General features: G+C 70.0%; 16 protein-coding genes and 1 pseudogene. 9 read left to right on the top strand and 8 right to left on the bottom strand.

Going from position 1 to position 19278, the window contains the following annotated elements; translation table 11 throughout:
• Window positions 1-42 precede the first annotated feature (42 nt).
• The 4 genes and pseudogenes from gmd (at window position 43) to TR42_RS04760 (ending at window position 3351) form a co-directional block, all read left to right on the top strand.
• On the top strand, window positions 43-1074 hold the full coding sequence (gene gmd, locus TR42_RS04775) for a GDP-mannose 4,6-dehydratase (RefSeq protein WP_042213564.1): 1032 nt from the start codon (window positions 43-45) through the stop codon (window positions 1072-1074).
• 59 nt (window positions 1075-1133) lie between these two features.
• Complete coding sequence (locus TR42_RS04770) at window positions 1134-2120, top strand: GDP-L-fucose synthase family protein (RefSeq protein ID WP_143058958.1); 987 nt, start codon at window positions 1134-1136, stop codon at window positions 2118-2120.
• A gap of 32 nt (window positions 2121-2152) precedes the next feature.
• Window positions 2153-3010: pseudogene (locus TR42_RS15420) on the top strand (acyltransferase family protein); the annotation flags it as partial.
• Window positions 3011-3075: 65 nt separating this feature from the next.
• Window positions 3076-3351, top strand: a complete 276-nt coding sequence (locus tag TR42_RS04760) for a hypothetical protein (RefSeq protein ID WP_074789328.1) — start codon at window positions 3076-3078, stop codon at window positions 3349-3351.
• A 7-nt stretch (window positions 3352-3358) separates the two neighbouring features.
• Here the strand turns inward: TR42_RS04760 and TR42_RS04755 are convergent, their stop codons facing one another.
• Complete coding sequence (locus tag TR42_RS04755) at window positions 3359-4681, bottom strand: glycosyltransferase (RefSeq protein WP_074789331.1); 1323 nt, start codon at window positions 4679-4681, stop codon at window positions 3359-3361.
• Window positions 4682-4815: 134 nt separating this feature from the next.
• Complete coding sequence (locus TR42_RS04750; protein ID WP_081953181.1) at window positions 4816-6561, bottom strand: DUF4012 domain-containing protein; 1746 nt, start codon at window positions 6559-6561, stop codon at window positions 4816-4818.
• 184 nt (window positions 6562-6745) lie between these two features.
• On the opposite strand from TR42_RS04750, the gene TR42_RS14555 reads away from it, so the two are divergent.
• A complete protein-coding gene (locus tag TR42_RS14555; RefSeq protein ID WP_042213558.1) occupies window positions 6746-7291 on the top strand; it encodes an arsenate reductase/protein-tyrosine-phosphatase family protein in 546 nt (181 codons plus the stop codon).
• A gap of 10 nt (window positions 7292-7301) precedes the next feature.
• On the opposite strand, the gene TR42_RS04740 is transcribed toward TR42_RS14555, so the two are convergent.
• A complete protein-coding gene (locus TR42_RS04740) occupies window positions 7302-8984 on the bottom strand; it encodes a tyrosine-protein kinase domain-containing protein (RefSeq protein ID WP_074789334.1) in 1683 nt (560 codons plus the stop codon).
• A gap of 303 nt (window positions 8985-9287) precedes the next feature.
• Between TR42_RS04740 and TR42_RS04735 the strand changes: the two genes are divergently transcribed.
• The 4 genes from TR42_RS04735 to TR42_RS04720 all read left to right on the top strand — a co-directional run bounded on the left by TR42_RS04735 (window position 9288) and on the right by TR42_RS04720 (window position 14300).
• Window positions 9288-10637: an O-antigen ligase family protein gene (locus TR42_RS04735; protein WP_143058945.1), complete on the top strand. Its 1350-nt coding sequence runs from the start codon at window positions 9288-9290 to the stop codon at window positions 10635-10637.
• Window positions 10634-11872, top strand: a complete 1239-nt coding sequence (locus tag TR42_RS04730; RefSeq protein ID WP_042213553.1) for a glycosyltransferase family 4 protein — start codon at window positions 10634-10636, stop codon at window positions 11870-11872. The genes TR42_RS04735 and TR42_RS04730 overlap by 4 nt, the downstream gene beginning before the upstream one ends.
• Before the next feature lie 130 nt (window positions 11873-12002).
• Window positions 12003-12935 (top strand): hypothetical protein, encoded by a 933-nt coding sequence (locus TR42_RS04725; RefSeq protein WP_143058946.1) that lies wholly within the window; start codon window positions 12003-12005, stop codon window positions 12933-12935.
• Between the two features lie 39 nt (window positions 12936-12974).
• Window positions 12975-14300: a lipopolysaccharide biosynthesis protein gene (locus TR42_RS04720; protein ID WP_042213550.1), complete on the top strand. Its 1326-nt coding sequence runs from the start codon at window positions 12975-12977 to the stop codon at window positions 14298-14300.
• 67 nt (window positions 14301-14367) lie between these two features.
• Here the strand turns inward: TR42_RS04720 and TR42_RS04715 are convergent, their stop codons facing one another.
• The 5 genes from TR42_RS04715 to TR42_RS04695 are packed head-to-tail and all read right to left on the bottom strand — an operon-like array spanning window position 14368 to window position 19252.
• Window positions 14368-15291, bottom strand: a complete 924-nt coding sequence (locus TR42_RS04715) for a glycosyltransferase family 2 protein (RefSeq protein ID WP_042213547.1) — start codon at window positions 15289-15291, stop codon at window positions 14368-14370.
• 31 nt (window positions 15292-15322) lie between these two features.
• Complete coding sequence (locus TR42_RS04710; protein WP_042213545.1) at window positions 15323-16189, bottom strand: hypothetical protein; 867 nt, start codon at window positions 16187-16189, stop codon at window positions 15323-15325.
• On the bottom strand, window positions 16186-17346 hold the full coding sequence (locus TR42_RS04705; RefSeq protein ID WP_042213543.1) for a glycosyltransferase: 1161 nt from the start codon (window positions 17344-17346) through the stop codon (window positions 16186-16188). Before TR42_RS04705 ends, TR42_RS04710 begins: the two co-directional genes overlap by 4 nt.
• Window positions 17343-18287: a glycosyltransferase family 2 protein gene (locus tag TR42_RS04700; RefSeq protein WP_236623359.1), complete on the bottom strand. Its 945-nt coding sequence runs from the start codon at window positions 18285-18287 to the stop codon at window positions 17343-17345. Before TR42_RS04700 ends, TR42_RS04705 begins: the two co-directional genes overlap by 4 nt.
• Window positions 18284-19252, bottom strand: a complete 969-nt coding sequence (locus TR42_RS04695; protein ID WP_174435457.1) for a UDP-glucuronic acid decarboxylase family protein — start codon at window positions 19250-19252, stop codon at window positions 18284-18286. Before TR42_RS04695 ends, TR42_RS04700 begins: the two co-directional genes overlap by 4 nt.
• Between the last annotated feature and the right edge of the window lie 26 nt (window positions 19253-19278).

Here is a 19278-nt window from a genome sequence, read left to right as displayed (position 1 = left end):
GCAAGGGGGCACTTCTTCGCTCCCTGGTCACTGGGGGGAACCATGACGAAGAAGGCCTTCATCTCAGGCATCACCGGCCAGGACGGCTCGTACCTCGCGGAGCTCCTGCTGAACAAGGGCTACGAGGTCCACGGGCTCATCCGCAGGGCGTCGACCTTCAACACCGGGCGCATCGATCACCTGTACGTCGATCCGCACGATCCGGACGCGAGGCTGTTCCTGCACTACGGCGACCTCTCGGACGGCGCCCGCCTGGTCTCGCTGCTCGCCTCGATCAACCCCGACGAGGTCTACAACCTCGCCGCGCAGTCGCATGTGCGCGTGAGCTTCGACGAACCCGAGCACACCGGAGACGTCACCGGCGTCGGCTCGGTCCGACTGCTCGAGGCCGTGCGAATGGCAGGCATCGACACCCGCTTTTACCAGGCATCGTCCTCAGAGATGTTCGGCGCCTCGCCGCCGCCGCAGAGCGAGGCGACCCCGTTCTACCCGCGCAGCCCCTACGGCGCCGCGAAGGTGTACTCGTACTGGGTCACCAAGAACTACCGCGAGGCCTACGGCATGTTCGCGGTCAACGGAATCCTGTTCAATCACGAGTCGCCCCGGCGCGGCGAGACCTTCGTGACGCGCAAGATCACCCGGGCGGTCGCCCACATCAAGGCCGGTCTCCAGGACGACCTCTGGCTGGGCAACCTCGACGCCGTCCGCGACTGGGGCTACGCCGCCGAGTACGTCGAGGGCATGTGGCGCATGCTCCAGGCCGACGAGCCCGATGACTACGTGCTCGCGACGGGGACGGGCATCACGGTCCGCGACTTCCTCGAGGAGTCCTTCGCGCACGCCGGCCTCGACTGGCACGACTACGTGAAGTTCGACGAACGCTACCTGCGACCCACCGAGGTGGACGCGCTCATCGGCGACGCCTCGAAGGCGGAGGAGAAGCTCGGCTGGAAGGCCACCGTGGACGGCCGCGCGCTCGCCCGGCTCATGGTGGACGCCGACCTCGACGCGATCGGCTACGAGGCCAAGCCGTGGCACGACGTCGTGAACCTCCAGTCGTGGCGAGCGGCCTGAGCCCGGTGCCCGACGCCTCGGCCGGCGCCGTCGTGGAGCCCTCTCCCCCGGCTGACGCCGTGCCGACCACCGCGATCGACGGAGTCGAGTACACTCCCGCACCGCTCGATCGCACCGCGACCTTCTACGTCGCGGGACACCGCGGCCTGGTCGGCAGCGCGATCGTGCGACGCCTCGAGGCCGCGGGCTTCGAGAACGTGGTGGGCCGGACGTCCGCCGAGCTCGACCTGAAGGACCGCGACGCGACCTTCGCGTACTTCGCCGGGACCAAGCCGCGCTTCGTGGTGCTCGCGGCCGCGAAGGTGGGCGGCATCCTCGCGAACAGCACCTACCCGGTGGACTTTCTCAGCGACAACATCCGCATCCAGACCAACGTCATCGATGCGGCGCTCGCCCACGACGTCGAGCGGCTGCTGTTCCTGGGCTCGAGCTGCATCTACCCCAAGTTCGCTCCGCAACCGATCCGCGAGGACAGCCTCCTCACCGGTCACCTGGAGCCGACGAACGATGCGTATGCAATCGCGAAGATCGCCGGCATCCTCCACATCCAGGCCGCCCGCCGCCAGCACGGCAAGGCATGGATCTCGGCGATGCCGACCAACCTCTACGGGCCGCGCGACAACTTCTCGCCGCAGGGCTCGCACGTCCTCCCGGCGCTCATCCGCCGGTACGACGAGGCTGCGCGTTCCGGCGCGTCGTCCGTGACCAACTGGGGCACCGGTACACCGAGGCGTGAGTTCCTCCACAGCGACGACATGGCCGATGCATGCCTGCACCTGCTCGAGCACTACGACGGTCCGTCGCAGGTCAATGTGGGCACCGGCACCGACGTCACCATCCGGGAGATCGCGGCGACCATCGGCTCCGTGGTGGGCTACCAGGGCGCCACCGAGTGGGACACGAGCAAGCCCGACGGCACCCCGCAGAAGCTGCTGGACGTCTCGTACCTCGCCTCGCTGGGGTGGACCGCGCAGATCCCGCTCGAGGAGGGCCTGCGACGCACCTACGAGTGGTACCTCGAGAACGCGGCCAGCCTGCGCGGATAGGCGAGGCGCCCGACGGGAGGGGGGACCCGGGGATGGACGATGCGAAACGGGAGCCGCGCGACGACCGCAGCACGCCGGCTGCGGGGGTGGGACATGGTGGCTCTGCGGTCTCGACTCGCATCCGGCCCCTCCACGGCCTCCGCGCCGTCGCGGTCACCCTGGTCATCACCGGGCACCTGCTCCACGGCGACGCGCCCGCGCCGCTGACGGTGCTCGCCCAGGGCGGGCGCAGCGTCACGCTGTTCTTCGCGCTGAGCGGATACCTCATCACCGCGCTCATCGCGAAGGAGCTGCGCACCACCGGGCGGCTCGACCTGGTCGCGTTCTACGCCCGCCGCGCGCTGCGGATCCTGCCGGCCTTCGCGGTCTTCCTCGGCGCCACGGCCGCGCTGTCGTTCTCTGGCGTCATCGAGCACATCGGCTGGGAGCAGTTCGCGGTCTCGGGGCTGTTCGTGTGGAACTACGCGCACGATGTCGCGGGCGCCTGGTACCTGCGCCACACCTGGAGCCTCGCGGTCGAGGAGCAGTTCTACGTGGTGTGGCCCGCGATCCTCGCGCTGATGCTGTGGCGGTCCCGGCATCGGACCCGCGTGCTGGTCGCTGCGATCGCCGCCGCGCCCGTGATCCGCGTGGTCGAGAGCCTGCTCGTGCCCTCGGAGCGCGGCTACATCGGCATCATGTTCCACAGCCGCTACGACGCCCTGCTGTGGGGCGCGCTCGTCGCGATCCTGCTGCTCCGCCACCGCGAGCAGGTGGCGCGCTGGTCCGCGCGGCTCGTGGCGCCGGCGCTGGTGCTGCTCTTCGGGACCTCGCCGTTCCTCACCGAGCACTTCGCGGCGCGCTACCAGCACTCGATCAGGTGGACGCTCGAGCAGGCGTGCGCGGCGGTGCTCATCGCATTCCTCGTCACGGCGCCTGGCAGCGTGCTCTCACGCGGCCGAACGTCACCGTCGGTGTGCTGTCGTACAGCATCTATCTGTGGCAGCAGCTCTTCGTGGGCGAGAGCACCCTCACGGACTCGTGGTGGGTCGCGCTGCCCGCGATCGCGGGCAGCGCCGTCGCGAGCCACCACCTGGCGGAGCGGCCGTTCCTGCGCCTCAAGAGCCGCCTCACGCGGGTGCAGCTCGACGCAGGGGCCGATGCCGCCGCCGCGCAGGAGGACCAGGCGGCCCGGGAGACGCAGTGCGCGCAGGACCCCGAGCCCGACGCTGACCTCGACCTCCAGCGGTAGAGATCCCCTACGCCACATTGGGCGCCTGCACCGGAGCCGTGCGCGGCGCACGGCGATCGGGGAACGGCAAGGTCGACGCGTCGACCGAGGCCCGACGCCGGTCGCGGATCCCCAGCAACGCAGCGAAGGCATCGATCGCTGCAGCTTCGGACAGCACCCGCTCGCGGTAGGCGCGCCCGTTCAGGCCGAGCGCATCGGCCCGGACCGCGTCCGCACCGAGGCGCAGGGCCGCCCCGATGAGTGCGTCCAAGTCGCCCGACTGGACCACGATCCCGGCGTCGGCCGCGCGGACCTCCTGCGCCGTGATCCCGAACGGGTCGGTCGCCGCGACCACCGGGCGTCCGGCGTCGAAGTACGACGTGAGCTTGCTCGGCACCGCCATCTCGGACACGCCGGGCGCCTCGTGCACCAGCAGCGCGTCGGCGGCCGCGAGCGCCTGACGGAAGGGCTCGTCGTCGAGCGGGTCGATGAACTCGATGGATGCCACGCCGGCCGCGAGCGCCTCGAGCCTCGCACGCTCCCCACCGTCGCCGACCATGACGAAGCGCAGCCTCTCGCCGCGCTCGGAAGCGACCTTCGCTGCCTTCACCACGTGGTCGAGCCCCTGCTTCACGCCCATGTTGCCCGCGTGGAGCAGCACGGTCTCGTCGCCCCAGCCGAGCGCGGCGCGCGCGACCGCGCGGTCGATCGGCGCGTGCGCGCTCAGGTGCGTCCAGTTGCGCACCACGGCCACCTTCGCGGGGTCGACGCCGTACTCGTCGCAGATGGTCTCGCGGAACTGATCGTGTATCACCACCACCCGGTCCGCGGCGCGCAGGACGCGGCCCTCGACGGCGCGCATCGTCCGCTCGACGACGCCGCCGCCGGCGGTCTCGGCGACGCCCTTGCCGTAGAGGTCCTGGACCCACACGACCACCTTGGTGCGGCGGCTCATCAGCCGCGTCCGCATCTCGAGCAGCGCGGTCGCGAAGAGCGCCGGCGAGACGAGCAGCATCACGTCCGGGTGGCCCAGCCCGCCGTCGAGCGAGACCCGCCCGCCGAACGACAGCTCCGACACCAGCCGCGCCACTCCCTGCGGGTGCTCGGGCACCAGGTGGAGGCGACGGTGCACCTCGACGCCGCTGTCGACCTCGTCACCGCGCCAGCGGTGGTAGCCCTCGTGGATGTGCCACTCCGGGTAGTGCGGCTGCGCGGTCGCCACCGTGACATCGCAGCCCCGCGCCGCGAGACCGCGCGCGAGCGCCCCCGTGTAAGGTGCGATCCCGGTGCGCTCCGGCGGGTAGTTGATCCCGACGATGGCGATGCCACGTCCCCCAGCCTCGACTGTCACGTCTCCCCCTTCGGCGAGCCGCCCCCCACGGCTCCACCTCCCCCGAGACTAGAACGGATAGATCGGCGTGAAAAGGGGAAATGGGACTTTTGCGACCCGGCTGCCCGATGCGGGCACGAATCGTGCGGCGGCGGTCAGCACCCCACCGCTTCGCGCTCGGTGCGCTCCACAACCGCGGTGCGGGCGCCAGGCGTGACCACGACATCGCCTGCCGGGACAGCCCCCTCGATCGCGTCGGTCTCGAAGGTGTACGTCGCCTCCTCCCCCGGGAGCAGCACGACGCGGGTCGACACTACGCTGCGCCCCTCGAGCGACGAGGTCGCCACCCAGGCAGCCTCGCCCCCCTCACGCGCCGACAGCACCCGCATGCCGGGCGACGGCACCACCATGAGGTTCGCGTGAAACTCCCCCGCATCGACGAAGGTGCCGCCGGCCACGTAATCCGGAAGCTCCGCAACATCACCGTCGAATGCGTGTGTCAGCGTGACTGTGACCTCCTGGCTCACGACGGCACCGTCCTTGCATACGCGGTCGGCGACGTCCACGGCCGTGTCGACGTAGTAGCCGATCTTCGAGCCCGAGCCGTCGTTGAGGAAGACGCCGAACGCGTCATCCTCGAAGAAGGTGCCCGCGATCGCAGAGCCCGCGAGCACCTTCTGCTCAGCGTCGTGCGCGGACCAGAGGAGGACCCGCCGCTCGTCGATCCCGCGCTCGATTCCTGTGGAGATGCCTGGCGCGCCGGCGATGATCGCGTCGAATATCGCCGAGGCGGCCTCCGCGAAGAACTCGTCCTGCTCTTCGGCGTCCTCGAACAGCGAGTACGCCGAGTTGAGCATCGTGGCCGCAAGGCTCTGCGAGTCGAGCATGACACCATCGACCTCGATCGGAGCGACACCCGACAGCAGGTAGCCGAGCGCGACCGGGTCGACGGCAAGAACTCCGTCGACGTCGCCGGGATGCACACGGGTCCAGAATGTGGAGATCAGCTGCGCCGCACGAGGGAACTCGGGGGTGAAGTTGGCGTCCTGCGGGAAGACCGCCATCCTCGCGGTGAACGCCTGCTCCTCCTCATCGGTGATGCTGTCCACCGCGGACGCGTCGCGCGCGGCGACGAGGGCGCGTGCGGGCACGAAGCGACCGCTCGCCAACCGCCCGTCATCCACGGTGAGCTCCAGAACGACGCCGGTGATCCCGCCCGTCGCGCGCGGTTCCGCATTGTTCTGCACCATGACCAGGTAGGTGCGCTTCTCCTGGCCGCCGAGCATGGTCGGCATCAGCGTCGCGGCGCGATGCGCACCATCGACCAGCGCCGCCATCTCGGTCACCTGGTCAGCGGCCTCCCGGTACTCCTCCGCGAGGATCTCCACGGCCCCCGCGAGGGGCACCGCGCCGAGCACCTCGGACTGCTCGAGCAGGGTTGCGGCGGCCCGCCCGAGCGGCTCACGCGCAGGCTCGAGCAGGTAAGGGTCGAACCGCCCGTCGACGATGCTCGGGCCGGCGAGCGCATCGAGGTCCGCCAGCTCTGCGAGCGGGCCCAACGCATCGTCGGCGACCGCCACGGACGCCCGCGCGATCGCCTGGACCGGCTGGACCTGGTCCCCGATCCACGGCAGCACCGCCGAGGCACCCCACAGGGGTCCGTCTGTCGCACCGTCGAGCCGATGCGCGGCATCCTGGAGCGCACCGACCTCAGCGCGGAGACCGTCCGCGTCACGCGCCAGGAGCGCATCGCGCGCCTGCACCGCGTGCGCCGAGAGGTCCTCCGAGGCGCGGTAGGCATGCCACGCGTCCCACACCATGAGGCCACCGCATACGAGCACCGAGACGACCATGCCCGTGGCGACCCATCTCCACGGCACCCGCCGCCGACCAGACTCCATGCCGCGCCTCCCCCAGTGGGGCCCGGCCCCGCGACCCCCAGCCTCGGCACCGACCCTCTTCTCCGAGAATACGCAGCAGGGGCGAGTCGGTCACCACCAGACTCCTGTCTGCTTCGCGCGCACCCCTTCCGGTAGTGTCTGCCGTCGGGGGTCGAGCCCCGTCCCCCGAGACACCAGGAGCGACATGACGACGATTCTCACGGTGTGCACCGGCAACATCTGCCGCTCGCCGGCCGCCGAGCTCCTGCTGGCTCGCGCCCTCGAGGGGCACGCCACCGTGGCGAGCGCCGGCACCCATGCGCTCGTCGACCACGGCATCCCCGAGCACATGCTCGCAGAGCTCGCGCAGGATGGGATCGACGGCGCCGCTCACCGCGCACGCCTGCTCACCGAGCGGGTCATGCACGAGGCGGATCTGGTGATCGCGATGACGGCCGAGCACCGGCGCCTCGCGGTGTCCACGGGCCCGTTCGCCCTCAAGCGCACCTTCACGTTGTCGGAGCTCGCTGCGGCTGCCGGAACCGGCGCCGTCCTCGAAGGAGAGACCTCGGAAGAGCGCCTACGCGACCTCCCGCGCGCGGTCGCGGCTCACCGCGCGGTGCTCGCGGGTTGCGAGCTCGACGACGTCCCGGACCCGTACCGCAAGGACGCGACCGCCTACCGCGAGTCCTACGGGCTCATCCGCGGCGCCGTCGCAGAGATCTCCGACTGGGTGCTCGGTACCGACTGAACCTGGCTCTTCAGGTGCGGAACAGGCGCCTCAGGTGCATCGTGTCGCGCACCGCGCTGCGACCGCTCACCGCGACCTCGACCGCGTCGACGGAGTGCCCGAACGAGATCTCGCCAGGCGGGCGCTCCTCGGAATGCGTCTCGTCGATGGACTCGTGCCCACCCGGACCTTTCTCGGCACCCTCGGGCGCCTGGCCGAAGACGAGCTCGTCGTCGCGTTCGGCCAGGACCGGCACGTCGTCCGCCCGGTGCAGCACGTCCTCAGGGAAGACCTTGCGCAGCGCTTCGTCGTGCTCCCACGAGTCGTCCTCGTCATGCTGGGCCGGCGCACCGCCAAGGCTCGACAGGCCCGGCGACGTGTTGCCATAGCCGTAGTGCTTGACGCGGGGACCGACAGGAGCGACTCCGTCGAGGATCACGCCCAGCGCACGCCCCTGGACCCTGTCGAGGATCCGCAGCGCCTCCTCGAGCATGTCGGCCGATGTGGCGCCCGCACGCGCGACCACGAGCGCGCCGTCGGTGCGCGCCGCAAGCACCGCCGCGTCGGAGACGGGAACGAGCGGCGGGCTGTCGACGATGACCATGGTGTCCTCAGGGAAGGAGTACAGCAGGGAGCGCATCGTGTCCGACCCGACCAGCTCCGACGGGTTGGGCGGGATCACGCCTGCCGTGACGACCGAGAAGCGACCTGAGTCCCCGACCTGCTGGGTGACCTCCTCGATGGAAGCCTGGCTCGCGAGCACCGACGTCAGCCCCGCCTCGGGCGAGACTCCGAGCGCCTTGGCGAGCGTCGGTCGCCTGAGGTCGGCGTCCACCAGCACGACGTCGCGTCCGGACTCCGCGATCGCCGCCGCCAGCATGACCGCCATGGTCGACTTGCCGTCGCCGGGCACCGGCGAGGTCACGACGAGGACGCGCGGCGGATGGTCGACATTCATGAACTGGAGGTTCGTACGAAGCTGCCTCATGGCCTCGGTGAAGGCGAAGCCGGGTACGGCGCCCAGCGGCCCCTTCTTCGCGATCGCGCCATCCCACGGGACCGTGCCGACCACCGGCACACCGAACTGGATCTCCACATCGTTGCGGGACCGCAGCCGGCGATCGAGCGTGGCACGCACGAACGCGTAGGCGACGCCGAGCGCCAGCCCCAGCATCAACCCGACCGCGGTGTTCTGCTTGATCGCGGGCGATGCGGGAACCGACGGCAGCCGAGCCTGCTGCAGCACCATCACGTTGATGACGGTCCGCTCCGGATTGCTGATACCCCGCGAGGTGCGCTCGACATCGCTCACCACGAGGAAGGTCGCGTCCATCCAGGCGTTCACGAGCTCCTGCGCGGACTCGGGCGCAGAACCCGTGCCGGTGAAGAGCATGATCGCGGTCTCCGTCGAGCCCGATACGGAGATCCGCGAGCGCAACGCGTCGGCGTCGCCTCCGATCGACTCGGCGACCACCGCCGCTACCTGGTCCGACGTCGCCAGCCGGGTGTAGACCGCCATACGCGACTCGACCGTCGCGGCATCACCCACCTCGTCCAGGCTCCCCGCAGGCGTGACCAGGGCCTCTGCCGAGGTGCTGTAGACGCGCGGCTGCATATCCGACCACAGGTACGCTACGGCGCCCACCACAAGTGTGCACACCGCTATCGAGAGCCACCGCGATCTCAGCACGTCGAGGTAGTCGCGAAACTCCATGCCGGGTCCCCCTCCCGCCCACTTACGTTCCAGCATAGGGGTATGGACCCATTCCTCCCAGAGATCCTGGTCGCCCGGTTTCGAATCACGGGCGAGCGCGCTCTCGGGGGACGCCGGTTCCGCCCTAGGCATGCGCCGCATCACACCGTTACGATCGGTGCGAGGGCCCGTCGGCCGTTGAGGATGGCCGGCGTTCGGGCCCCGTGCATTGACGAGGGGGGTCGCCGGATGCGCGTACCCGTAGCGACGCCGCAGAGGCAGGTGCCCGTCGCGATGCCCCGCGCGAGGCTGATCACGCGGGCGGTGTCACGCGAGACACAGGAGATCGCCACGCGCATGGCGGCGCGCCGCGTGCTCGCCGGGTACGTGGCGCTGTGGGTGCTCGAAGGAGCCATCCGCAAATGGGGACCCGGAGCGCTCGATCAGCCCTTCTACGTTGCGCGCGACGCGGCCCTCGTGGGCGCGATGGCCGCCTTCTACATTCAGGGCCTGCCGCGTCGGCGCCACCTCTGGTGGCCCGTTCTCTGGGCCGCGACCTTCTTCCTCGCGATCCACGGGACCGTCGCGATGCTCATGGGCACCGTCGACACCCAGGTGCTCGTCCTGGGCCTGCGCGGGTATGTCTCCGGGCTGCTGCTGCTGGTGTTCACCATGACGTACGCCGACGCGACCGCGCTCGACGCCGTCACCGACACCATCGCCGTCCTTGCGCTCATCCTGCTGCCCATCGTGATCCTTCAGGTCCTCTCCGAACCGTCCGCATGGATCAACCGGCAGACGGCAGGCGAGGACGCGAGCTTCGTGAACGCGGGGACGGCCGTGCGGCCGTCCGCGACGTTCACGGCGCCCGCCGGCTTCGCACCATTCATCGGGCTCGGGTTGGCAATGTCTGTCGCGCGCGTCACGTTCGGCACGCACCGCCGTCTGCTGCACGGCTGCGCGCTCGGTGCCCTGACGTTGATGTCTGCGGTCAGCGGTTCGCGCGCCATCGCGATCGTCGGGGTGATGCTGGTAGTGGTGCTGCTGTACATCGCCGCCCGACGGTTCACGATCCGCTCCCTAGTGTCGGTGCTGGGGATGCTCGGCGCCATCACGCTCGGGCTCGTCATCGCGAACCGCGTGTTCGCGGACGTGCTCGAGGCCTTCTCCACGCGCGTCGATACGGCGTCGAGGTCCGAGGACACCGGTGCACGCATCTTCTCCGGCATCGTCGGGTTCATCACCGAGCCGGTACAACTGCTCGGGTCAGGTGCCGGCGCGCACTCCTCGGTGGGCGTGCAGAGGCTCGGAACCGCTTGGGCGGAGAACGACAAGCTCAAGTACATGGCCGAGCTCGGGGTCGTCGGCTACGGGCTTGCGATCCTGTCGCTGGTGGGCGCTCTCTGGGCGCTAGTGCACATCGTCATCCGTGCCGGCTCGGCCCCGCCAACGCGACTCATGGCCCTCGCGGTGCTGGCCGCGGCTCTGTCACTCGGCGGCGTGACCCAGCAGCCCAGCATCCAAGGCGGATTCGCGGTCACGATTGCCATCATCGCGCTGACCAGCGGCACGCTCTCCCCACCCGACCATGGAGGCACGCCCGCCGCGAAGGCGTCGAAGCGCCCCGTCACGACGCGGCACGCGTTCGCCCGGGCCCATGAGGCGATCACATGAACGGACTGATCCTCGGGCACCCCAACGCCAACACGAACGTGCGCGAGGCCGCGCTCGCGCTCGAGGAGGCGGGGCTGCTCGCCGAGTTCCACGTGGGTCTCGACACCACCGCGCTCGCGCGGCGCGTACCGCGGAGCCTGCGCAGCGAGCTCGAACGCCGCGCCTTCGATCCACGTCTCGCGCGAGCGATCCGCACGCACCCGATCCCCGAGGCGATGCGGCTGGCGCTCGAGCGGCAGCGCGTCATCCGCACGGACATGCGCAACGGCTACTTCTCGATCCGGCGGCGCGCCGAGGCCGTCGATGCGGCGGTGGAGCGCCGACTCCGCACCGGTGGCTTCGCGGGCGTCTACCTGTACGAGGACGGCGCCGCGACATCGTTCGCCGCGGCGCACGCGCTTGGTCTGGCGCGTATCTATGACCTCCCGATCGGCTACTGGCGAGAGTCGAGGCGCATCCTCAGCGAGGAGGCAGAGCTCGCGCCCGCGTGGGCGTCGACCATCTCCGCGCTGAGGGAAGCGCCGGAGAAGCTGGAGCGCAAGGATCGTGAGATCGCGCTCGCCTCACGGATCATCTGCGCGAGCAGCTTCACCCGCCGCACGCTCGCGAGCGCACCCGGCGGGGAATCGCTCGACATCACGGTGGTGCCGTACGGCGTGCCGGAGCCGAACCGCGCTCCACGCGCCCCGTCGACGGGGCGGCTGCGCGTCCTCTACGTCGGGGGCCTTTCGCAGCGCAAGGGGCTCTCGTACTTCTTCGAGGCCGTGCGCGCGCTCGAGGGCGCTGTCGACGTCACCGTCGTCGGACGCCCGAGCGACCCGGAGAACGATGTGCTGCGCCGGGCTCTCATGCAAGTCAAGCACATCGACTCGCTGCCGCTGACCCAGGTGCTCGCGCTCATGCGCGACCACGACGTGCTGGTACTGCCGTCCCTGTTCGAGGGGTTCGGCCTCGTGCTGGCGGAGGCGATGTCGCAGGGGACGCCGTTCATCGCGACCGACCACACGGCCGGGCCCGAGCTGATCGGCGGCCTCACCGGCGAGGCGGCTCCGGGGTGGATCGTCCCGATCCGCGACTCCCACGCCATCGCCGCCCGCCTGGCCCTGCTCGCGGATGATGCGGACGCCCGCGAGGCATCTCGCGAAGCGGCGCTCTCGCGCGCGGCCCAGCTGCCGTGGCACGCACATCGTGCCGCCCTGGGCGCTACGGTCACCGAGGTGTTCAGCGCCGCATGAACACCCACGGAACGTAGGACATATCGCGCAGAACACCCTTCACACCGCGTCTCGGACACGGCATGATCAAGACACGGTCGCGCTCCGCGAGGCTCGATCGCGCTTCGCACCAGTTGAGGGGGGATCGCGCGTGAGCATAGTTCTGTGCACCTTGTACGAGGGTGACTATCACCATGGCGTAGCCGCGTTGGCGAACTCGCTCGCGTCAAGCGGCTTCGCGGGCGAGCTCGTCGTGGGCGTCCGGGGTCGGCCACCAGCGTGGGCCGGCGCCGGTGCGGCCGGTGACAGCGGGCCGGTCACACTCTCCGCTACGCCCGCCCTCACGCTCCGGTTCGTACCGCTCGACACGACGATGCACCTCACCCTCTTCAAGCCGACCTTCATGCTGGAGGTGCTGAACGAGCACGCACGCGACGCCGATGTCGTCGCCTACATCGATCCCGACATCGTCGTGAAATGCCCGTGGCACAACCTCGCCCCCTGGCTCATCAGCGCCGATGTGTGCGCGATCGAGGACGTCAACGGACGCCTTCCGAACACCGCTCCGCTGCGTACCCTGTGGCGCCAGCATTTCGCGGCCAAGGCTCTCATCGAAGTCCGCGCGATCGACTCGTACGTCAACGGCGGCTTCGTCAGCGCCTCGCGCGACGCATCCCTGTTCCTGACTACGTGGCAGCGCCTGTGCGCGGACGCACGAGAGATCATGGGAGAGGATGCAGGCCTCCATGTAGGCCATGGCACCAGCCTGTTCTCCACTCCAGACCAGGACGCGTTGAACATGGCGTTGATGGTGACCGACGTGACCGTCGGCCTCGCGGACCCCGCCTCGATGGACTTCGCCGCCGGCGGCGAGTATCTATCGCACGCAATCGGCGCACGCAAGCCATGGCGCGGGCGCTTCATCCGCAACGCCCTTGGAGGCACCCCGCCCTCGAAGGCAGCGAAGTTCTACCTGCACTACGCGGACGGCCCCGTACGCAGCCATAGCCGGCGCGAGCTCTCCCGCATGAAGGCCTCGCAGCAGACAGCGTCGCTCATCGGACGCTTCTACCGTCGCGCGTGACCAGCCGATGACCTGCCTCGCCGGATCGGACGCCACCTCATGACGCGTTTTGCACTGGATCGCGCGCGGCTCCGAAGGTGGGGCGGCCGGCTGGCTGCGTTCGGCCTCGCTCAAGGCGGGATCCAAGCCATCGGGATGGTCGCGGGACTTCTGGCAGCGCGGCTCCTCTCCGTCGAGGGGTACGCGCAGTACGCGCTCCTGGTCGCTACCGCGACCGCGATCACCGTGGTCGGCGACTCGGGCATCGGCAGCCAAGTGGTGGCCATCGGAGGCAGGCACATGCCCGACGCATCGAGGCTGGGCGGTCTGCTGCACACCGCCCGTCTCTATCGCAATGTGATCGCGGGTGCCCTCTCCGTCGCCGTAGGCCCCCTGCTCGCTTGGCTGCTGCTGCAGAACGGCGCGGGGATTGCGACGTCGCTGGCCCTGACCACGATCACCATCGGCACCGTGTTCATCACACTCAACGGATCGCTGTATCGCGCGCTGCTGCAGTTGATGTACGAGTTCGGAGTGATGCAACGGTCCGGCCTCGCGTCAGCCGTCATCAGACTCATCGGCGTGGTCGCGCTCATCCCTTTCGCCGCGCTCAGCGTGTTCGCACCCACCGTCGGGAACGGCGTCGCCACGGGCGTGCAGACCATCTGGTTGAGATTCCGGACGCGCCGCATGCTCGACCTGGGCGACAGGACGATCAGCCCCGGCGACACCGCCGAGATGAAGCGCGCGGTGAGGCGACTGCTTCCGCTGAACCTCGTGGTGGTGGCCCAGTCGCAAGGCGCGAGCTTTCTGCTCGGCGCCCTCGGCGCGACCACCGCGCTCGCAGGCGTCACCGCAGTCTCACGCTACGGCCTGATATTCGGACTGCTATCGACGATCGTCGGACAGGTGCTAAGCCCAGCATTCGCGCGCTCCAAGGGCTCCACCGCAGAGATCGGACGCCGCTACGCGATGGTGCTGCTCGGAGTCTTCGCCGGAGCGAGCGCGATCTATCTTGTCGCGGCGCTCGCGCGCGTACCCCTCCTTTCCTTGCTGGGCCCTCAGTACTCGCACCTGACCGCGGAGTTCCTCATCGTCAACGCCGGCTCCGTCCTGGGAGCGCTTGCCGCCGGCGCCGGCACGATGAACTTGTCCCGCGGTTGGACGGGCGGCTCGTGGATCATGGCTCCGGCCACGATCGTGTGGTTCACGGCCGGATATCTGCTGCTCGATCTCTCGACCGAGACCGGAGCGGCGATCTTCATGGCGACAGGCGCGCTCCCCGGGCTGATCACCGCAGCCTTCCAAGCGGGGTCCGGCATCCGCCGCAAAGAAGGGGTCGAGCCCATCGAGCGGGAACCCGTCCACGACACGCCCGCGGACTAGGGCGAACGCCGCGCCGCCGGCGCGGTCCACCGGTCGCGCCGACGTGCCTCTCGCCCGAGCGCCGAGGCTAGACGGGCAGGACCATCGTCACGATTGTCTTGGCACCCTCCTTGGTCAGCCTGCCTGGGAACACCTTCGAGTTGAGCACCGCCCAAGCGCGACCGCGTTCGCCGCGGCGTGCGTAGCAGCGTGCGGCGACCGGCGCGTAGTAGCGCAGCACCGTGGCTTTCTGGGCCTCGAAGTCGTGCGGCACCACCAGCGACTCGAATGCCTCAAACTTGTAGTGCACGTCCTCACCGCCTCTGCCGGTGTTCGAGTCCGGGTGGCGACGGTACGTGAAGTTGTGGAAGGGCGCGTAGCTGCCTGAGAACCCGGCGTTCGCGAGCCTGATGATCAGCGTGATGTCACCCACGTTGCCTTCGCGGGCGCCACCCATGAACTCGCGATAGGCCCCCGAACGGATGAGGAAGCTGTTCGGCGGGACCGTCTGGTCAAGTGCGAGCCGCCACAGAGGCAGTGTGAACGGATCGCCGCCGCGCTTGAAGTGGGCGTTGTTCGCGATGGATGCCTCCGCCTCGACGTCACCGTCAGGGCCCATGAGATCGTGTCGCCCGAACCACAAGACCACCGAGTCGTCACTGTCCGCGCCCGCCATCTCCACGAGAGTGTCGATCGACCCGGGAGCGAGATGATCGTCGTCGTGGAGGATCAACATATATGGAGCCTCGACCTGCGACGCGAGCGCCCATTGATTCGGATAGTTGCCCAGCGACGGCCGGTTCCGGAAATACTGCGTGCGGGTTGCGAACGTGCTGGCGGCGATCACCTCACGGTTCTTGGCGGCCACACGGTCGTCAGGCGTGTCATCACCCACGAGGATGGCGCGGATGCACCCGGCAGGCGACGCGTCGGCGATGCTCGCCAGCGCCTCCTCGAGCAGATCGGGCCGCTTGTAGGTCGGGACGATCACATCAACAAGGTCAACGGCCATGCCGGCCACCTCCTCACACCTGAACGATCCGCTAGCGCGGCCACCCTGCCATCCCACTGAACGTCCGCTCGATCTGCGCGGTGTTCTCGTCACCCACCACGTTGCGGCGGCTCAGACCTGTGTTGCGGGTGCCGATGACGGCGGCGAAGTCGACGCTGACGCCGTCGACGAGCCGGATGGCGAAGCCGCCGTCGCGCGCGAGCCGGTTGAGCCAGACATCGTCGGCACGGGCACAGAGGTCGAGGAACTCGGTGCCGCGCGAGAGCGCGAGCGCCGCGAAGGCGCTCGGGTAGACCGCGCCGGAGACGCCGGTGAGGAACAGGTCCTCGGCGAGCGTGGCGCGCGTCGCGAGCGGCCACGCGTCGTATCGCGCCGCACGGCCGCCGTCCGCGGGCATCACGCGCGCCCGGAAGCAGGAGACGACGAGACGCCCCGGCTCCGCCTCCTGGGCCCCACGCAGGGCCGCGAGCCAGCGGCGCGGGTAGATGACGTCGTCATCGGCGGTGACGATCGGCTCGCCGCTCGCGACCGACAGCTCAAGCGCGCCGAAGTACTTGGTGTGCGGCCCCAGCCCCGGACGCGCCTCGCGCACCTCGAGCCCGAGCCCGCGCAGCCGGTCCCAGCGCCGGCCGGTCGCCGCCGCGAGGTCCCGAGGCTCGAGCCAGAGGATCAGCCGGGAGGGCCGCTGCGCGCCGCGGCCGATGGACACCGCCGCGCGCCAGGCCTTCGAGGCGCGCTCGCCGTGCGACGTGTAGGTGACGATGCCGTAGCCGTCCTCGGCGACGAGCGGCCGCCGCGCGACGAGCGCGTGGGCGTCGACCGCGAGCGTCGCGGCCAGGTCCTCGAGCCGCACCCGCACGGCCCGTACGAGCCGTGCCGCGAGCGCGAACGCGCTCATGCGCGCCCTCCACCACCCGCGGCGGGCGACAGCTCGCCGTCCCGCTCCTCCGTCGCGCGCGCCAGCGCGTCGCGCCACCGGCCGGCGACCGAGGCCCAGCCGTAGCGCTCGACTGCGACGCCCCGCGCGCGCTCGCGCAGCTGCGGGAAGTCCGCGACGGCGCGCAGGGCCTCGACCGCATCGGCGAGGCTCGCCGCCGAGACCTCGTCGATCACGCGTCCCGCGACGCGATCGGCCGGGAGCGCCGCACCCACGAAGCGCGTGGCGACCACCGGCAGGCCGTGCGCGAGCCCCTCCGCTATCGAGATCCCGAAGTTCTCGTCCTCGCTCGGCGCGACGAGCACGTCCCCGCGCACGAGGTGAGCGGTCTTCGCTCCTCCGCGCACCTCTCCCGCGAACACGACGCGGTCCTCGAGGCGCAGCCTCCTCACCTGGGCGCGCAGCCCGTCCAGCAGCTCGTCCTGTCCCGTCCCCGCGATCGTCAACCGCGCGTCGACACCCCGGTCGCGCAGCAGCGCGACGGCGTCGATCGCGACGTCGATCCGCTTCTTCGGCGCGATCCGCGACAGGGTGACGAGCCGGATGGGCTCATGGCGTTCGCCCGTGGCCGGCGCGGACGGCATCGCGGTACCCACCCCGACGGCTGTGCTCACGATGCCCGGGTACGCCTCCGCGAGCTCCTCCTGCTCGCCCACGGTCGCGACGACGAAGGACGCCGCCGCGCGCCGCGTCGCGCGCCCGCCGAGCGCGTCGAACGCCGCCTTCCTTACGCGCGAGCGCTGCCGCTGATAGCGGGTGAACACCCCATGCGGCATGACCACGAACGGCACGCCGTGGGCTCGGCACGCGAGCGCGACCCACGGCACCCAGGGCAGGTAGAAGCCGTGCACGATGACCGCATCGGCGCCGCGCACCTGCCGCCACAACTCGCGCAACCCGCTGCGCCCAAGCGACGTCGACACGCCTGCGGGGACGCCGTCCGCGAGGTGCGACTCGTCTGGGCGCCCCGTCACCCACGCGAGATGGGCGCTCGTATCGCTCCGCGCGTTGAGCGCCGCGTTGACGTCGAGGGAATGGAGCGCGGGACCACCGTCCGAGACCGCGAGCGTGTTCACCACCTGCAGCACCCGGAGGCTCGCGGGCTCGGTCGGGGTCATGCGGCGGCGGTCTCGCGGCGCTCGAGCTCGCGCACCTTCACCCCGATCTGCCAGTAGTACGCGGCGAGCCCGAAGGCGTAGTCGAAGCCGCGGCGGCCGTCGAGAAAGCCCAGCCGCGCGATGTACGAGTACACGAAGAACACGAGGGGCTTCATGGGCACGCGATCCCAGAACTCGCCCTTCGACGTGCGCTTGGTGGCGAGGTCGCGGCGTGCCTCCGGATGCATGTGGAGGTGCGCCTCCCAGTCGGAGTAATGGTTGTGACGTGCGAACCACGAGGTGACGGGATCGCGGTCGTCGTGCACGAGGCGGGTCCTCATCATCCCGATGGGCGCCTCCGTCTGCGGCTGGAAGTGCAGCTCGATCTCGCGGATGCCGGGAGCGTAGAGGTCGTCGACCTCGGGGAAGAAGCTGCGCTCCAGGTCCACCAGCGACCGCTTGGTCACGCGGTGGCCGTGCTTGAGGAACTCGCCCTCCCAGCGGTAGCGCAGGTGCATCTCGTAGGCGCCGTACCGGCCGCTCTCGAGCTCGGGGAGCAGATCGCGGAGCTCATCGACCATCTCGGCACTCGGGTACTCGTCCGCATCGAGCAGCAGCGCCCAGCGGTGCTTCGAGCCCGCGTGCATCATGCTCCACTGCTTCTTCTTCGGGTACTCGCCGTTCCAGTCGAAGTCGACCACGCGCGCCCCTGCCGCGCGGGCGATGTCGGCCGTCCCGTCCTCGCTCAACGAGTCGATCACGACGACGTCCTCGAACGCGCCGAGGTGGGACAGGGTGTTCCCGATCGTCTCGGCCTCGTTCTTCGCGAAGAGGATGATCGAGATCGGCAGAGCGGTCATGGCGGCCTGGGTGTCGGCCGCCGGCGAGAGCGACATGTCGTCCGTCCCTTCAGCTGCGGTGGTGGTCGTCGAGGTGGATGCTCCGGAGCCGGACGCGTTCACGCGGCCTCCTCGAGGGACCGCTGCGCGTCGAGGACGCCCTTGAAGTACTCCACGGTGCTCGCGAGGCCCTCCTCGAGCGGCACCCGCGGGGTCCAGCCGAGCCCGTCGCGGGCGATGCCGATGTCGGGACGCCGCTGGCGCGGGTCGTCGGCCGGCAGCGGCCGATACTCGATCGTGGATGTGCTTCCCGTGAGCCGGACGGCCGCCTCGGCGAGCTCGGCGATCGTGAACTCGACCGGGTTGCCGACGTTGACCGGACCCGTGAAGCCCGACTTGGTCCCCATGAGACGCACCATGCCGTCGATGAGGTCGTCGACGTAGCAGAAGGACCGGGTCTGAGAGCCGTCACCGTAGATGGTGATCGGCTCGCCCTTCAGCGCCTGGACGATGAAGTTCGACACCACACGACCGTCGCTCTCCGCCATGCGCGGGCCGTAGGTGTTGAAGATGCGGATCACCTTGATGTCCAGACCGTGCTGACGCCGATAGTCGAAGAACAGGGTCTCGGCGGCCCGCTTGCCCTCGTCGTAGCAGGCTCGCGTGCCGACCGGGTTCACCCGGCCCCAGTAGGACTCGTCCTGCGGATGCACCTCGGGGTCGCCGTAGACCTCCGAGGTGGACGCCTGGAGGATCGGCACGTGCAGCCGCTTGGCCAGACCGAGCATGTTGATGGCCCCGAGCACGCTTGTCTTGGTGGTCTGCACGGGGTCGCGCTGGTAGTGGATGGGCGACGCAGGGCAGGCCAGGTTGTAGATCCGGTCGACCTCGACGTAGAGCGGGAAGGTCACGTCGTGCCGCAGCAGCTCGAAGCGCGGGTGGCCGAGCAGATGCTCGACGTTGCGGCGCGAGCCGGTGAAGAAGTTGTCGACGCACAGGACCTCGTGGCCCTCGGCGATCAGCCGATCCACCAGGTGCGAGCCGAGAAAGCCCGCCCCTCCCGTCACGAGTACGCGTTCGATGTCCATCCGTGGCCCCCCTACCGTCGGACGTC

This window comes from Demequina mangrovi, assembly GCF_000759715.1.
GTDB lineage: Bacteria > Actinomycetota > Actinomycetes > Actinomycetales > Demequinaceae > Demequina > Demequina mangrovi.
This window is presented reverse-complemented; position numbering and strand designations above follow the sequence as displayed.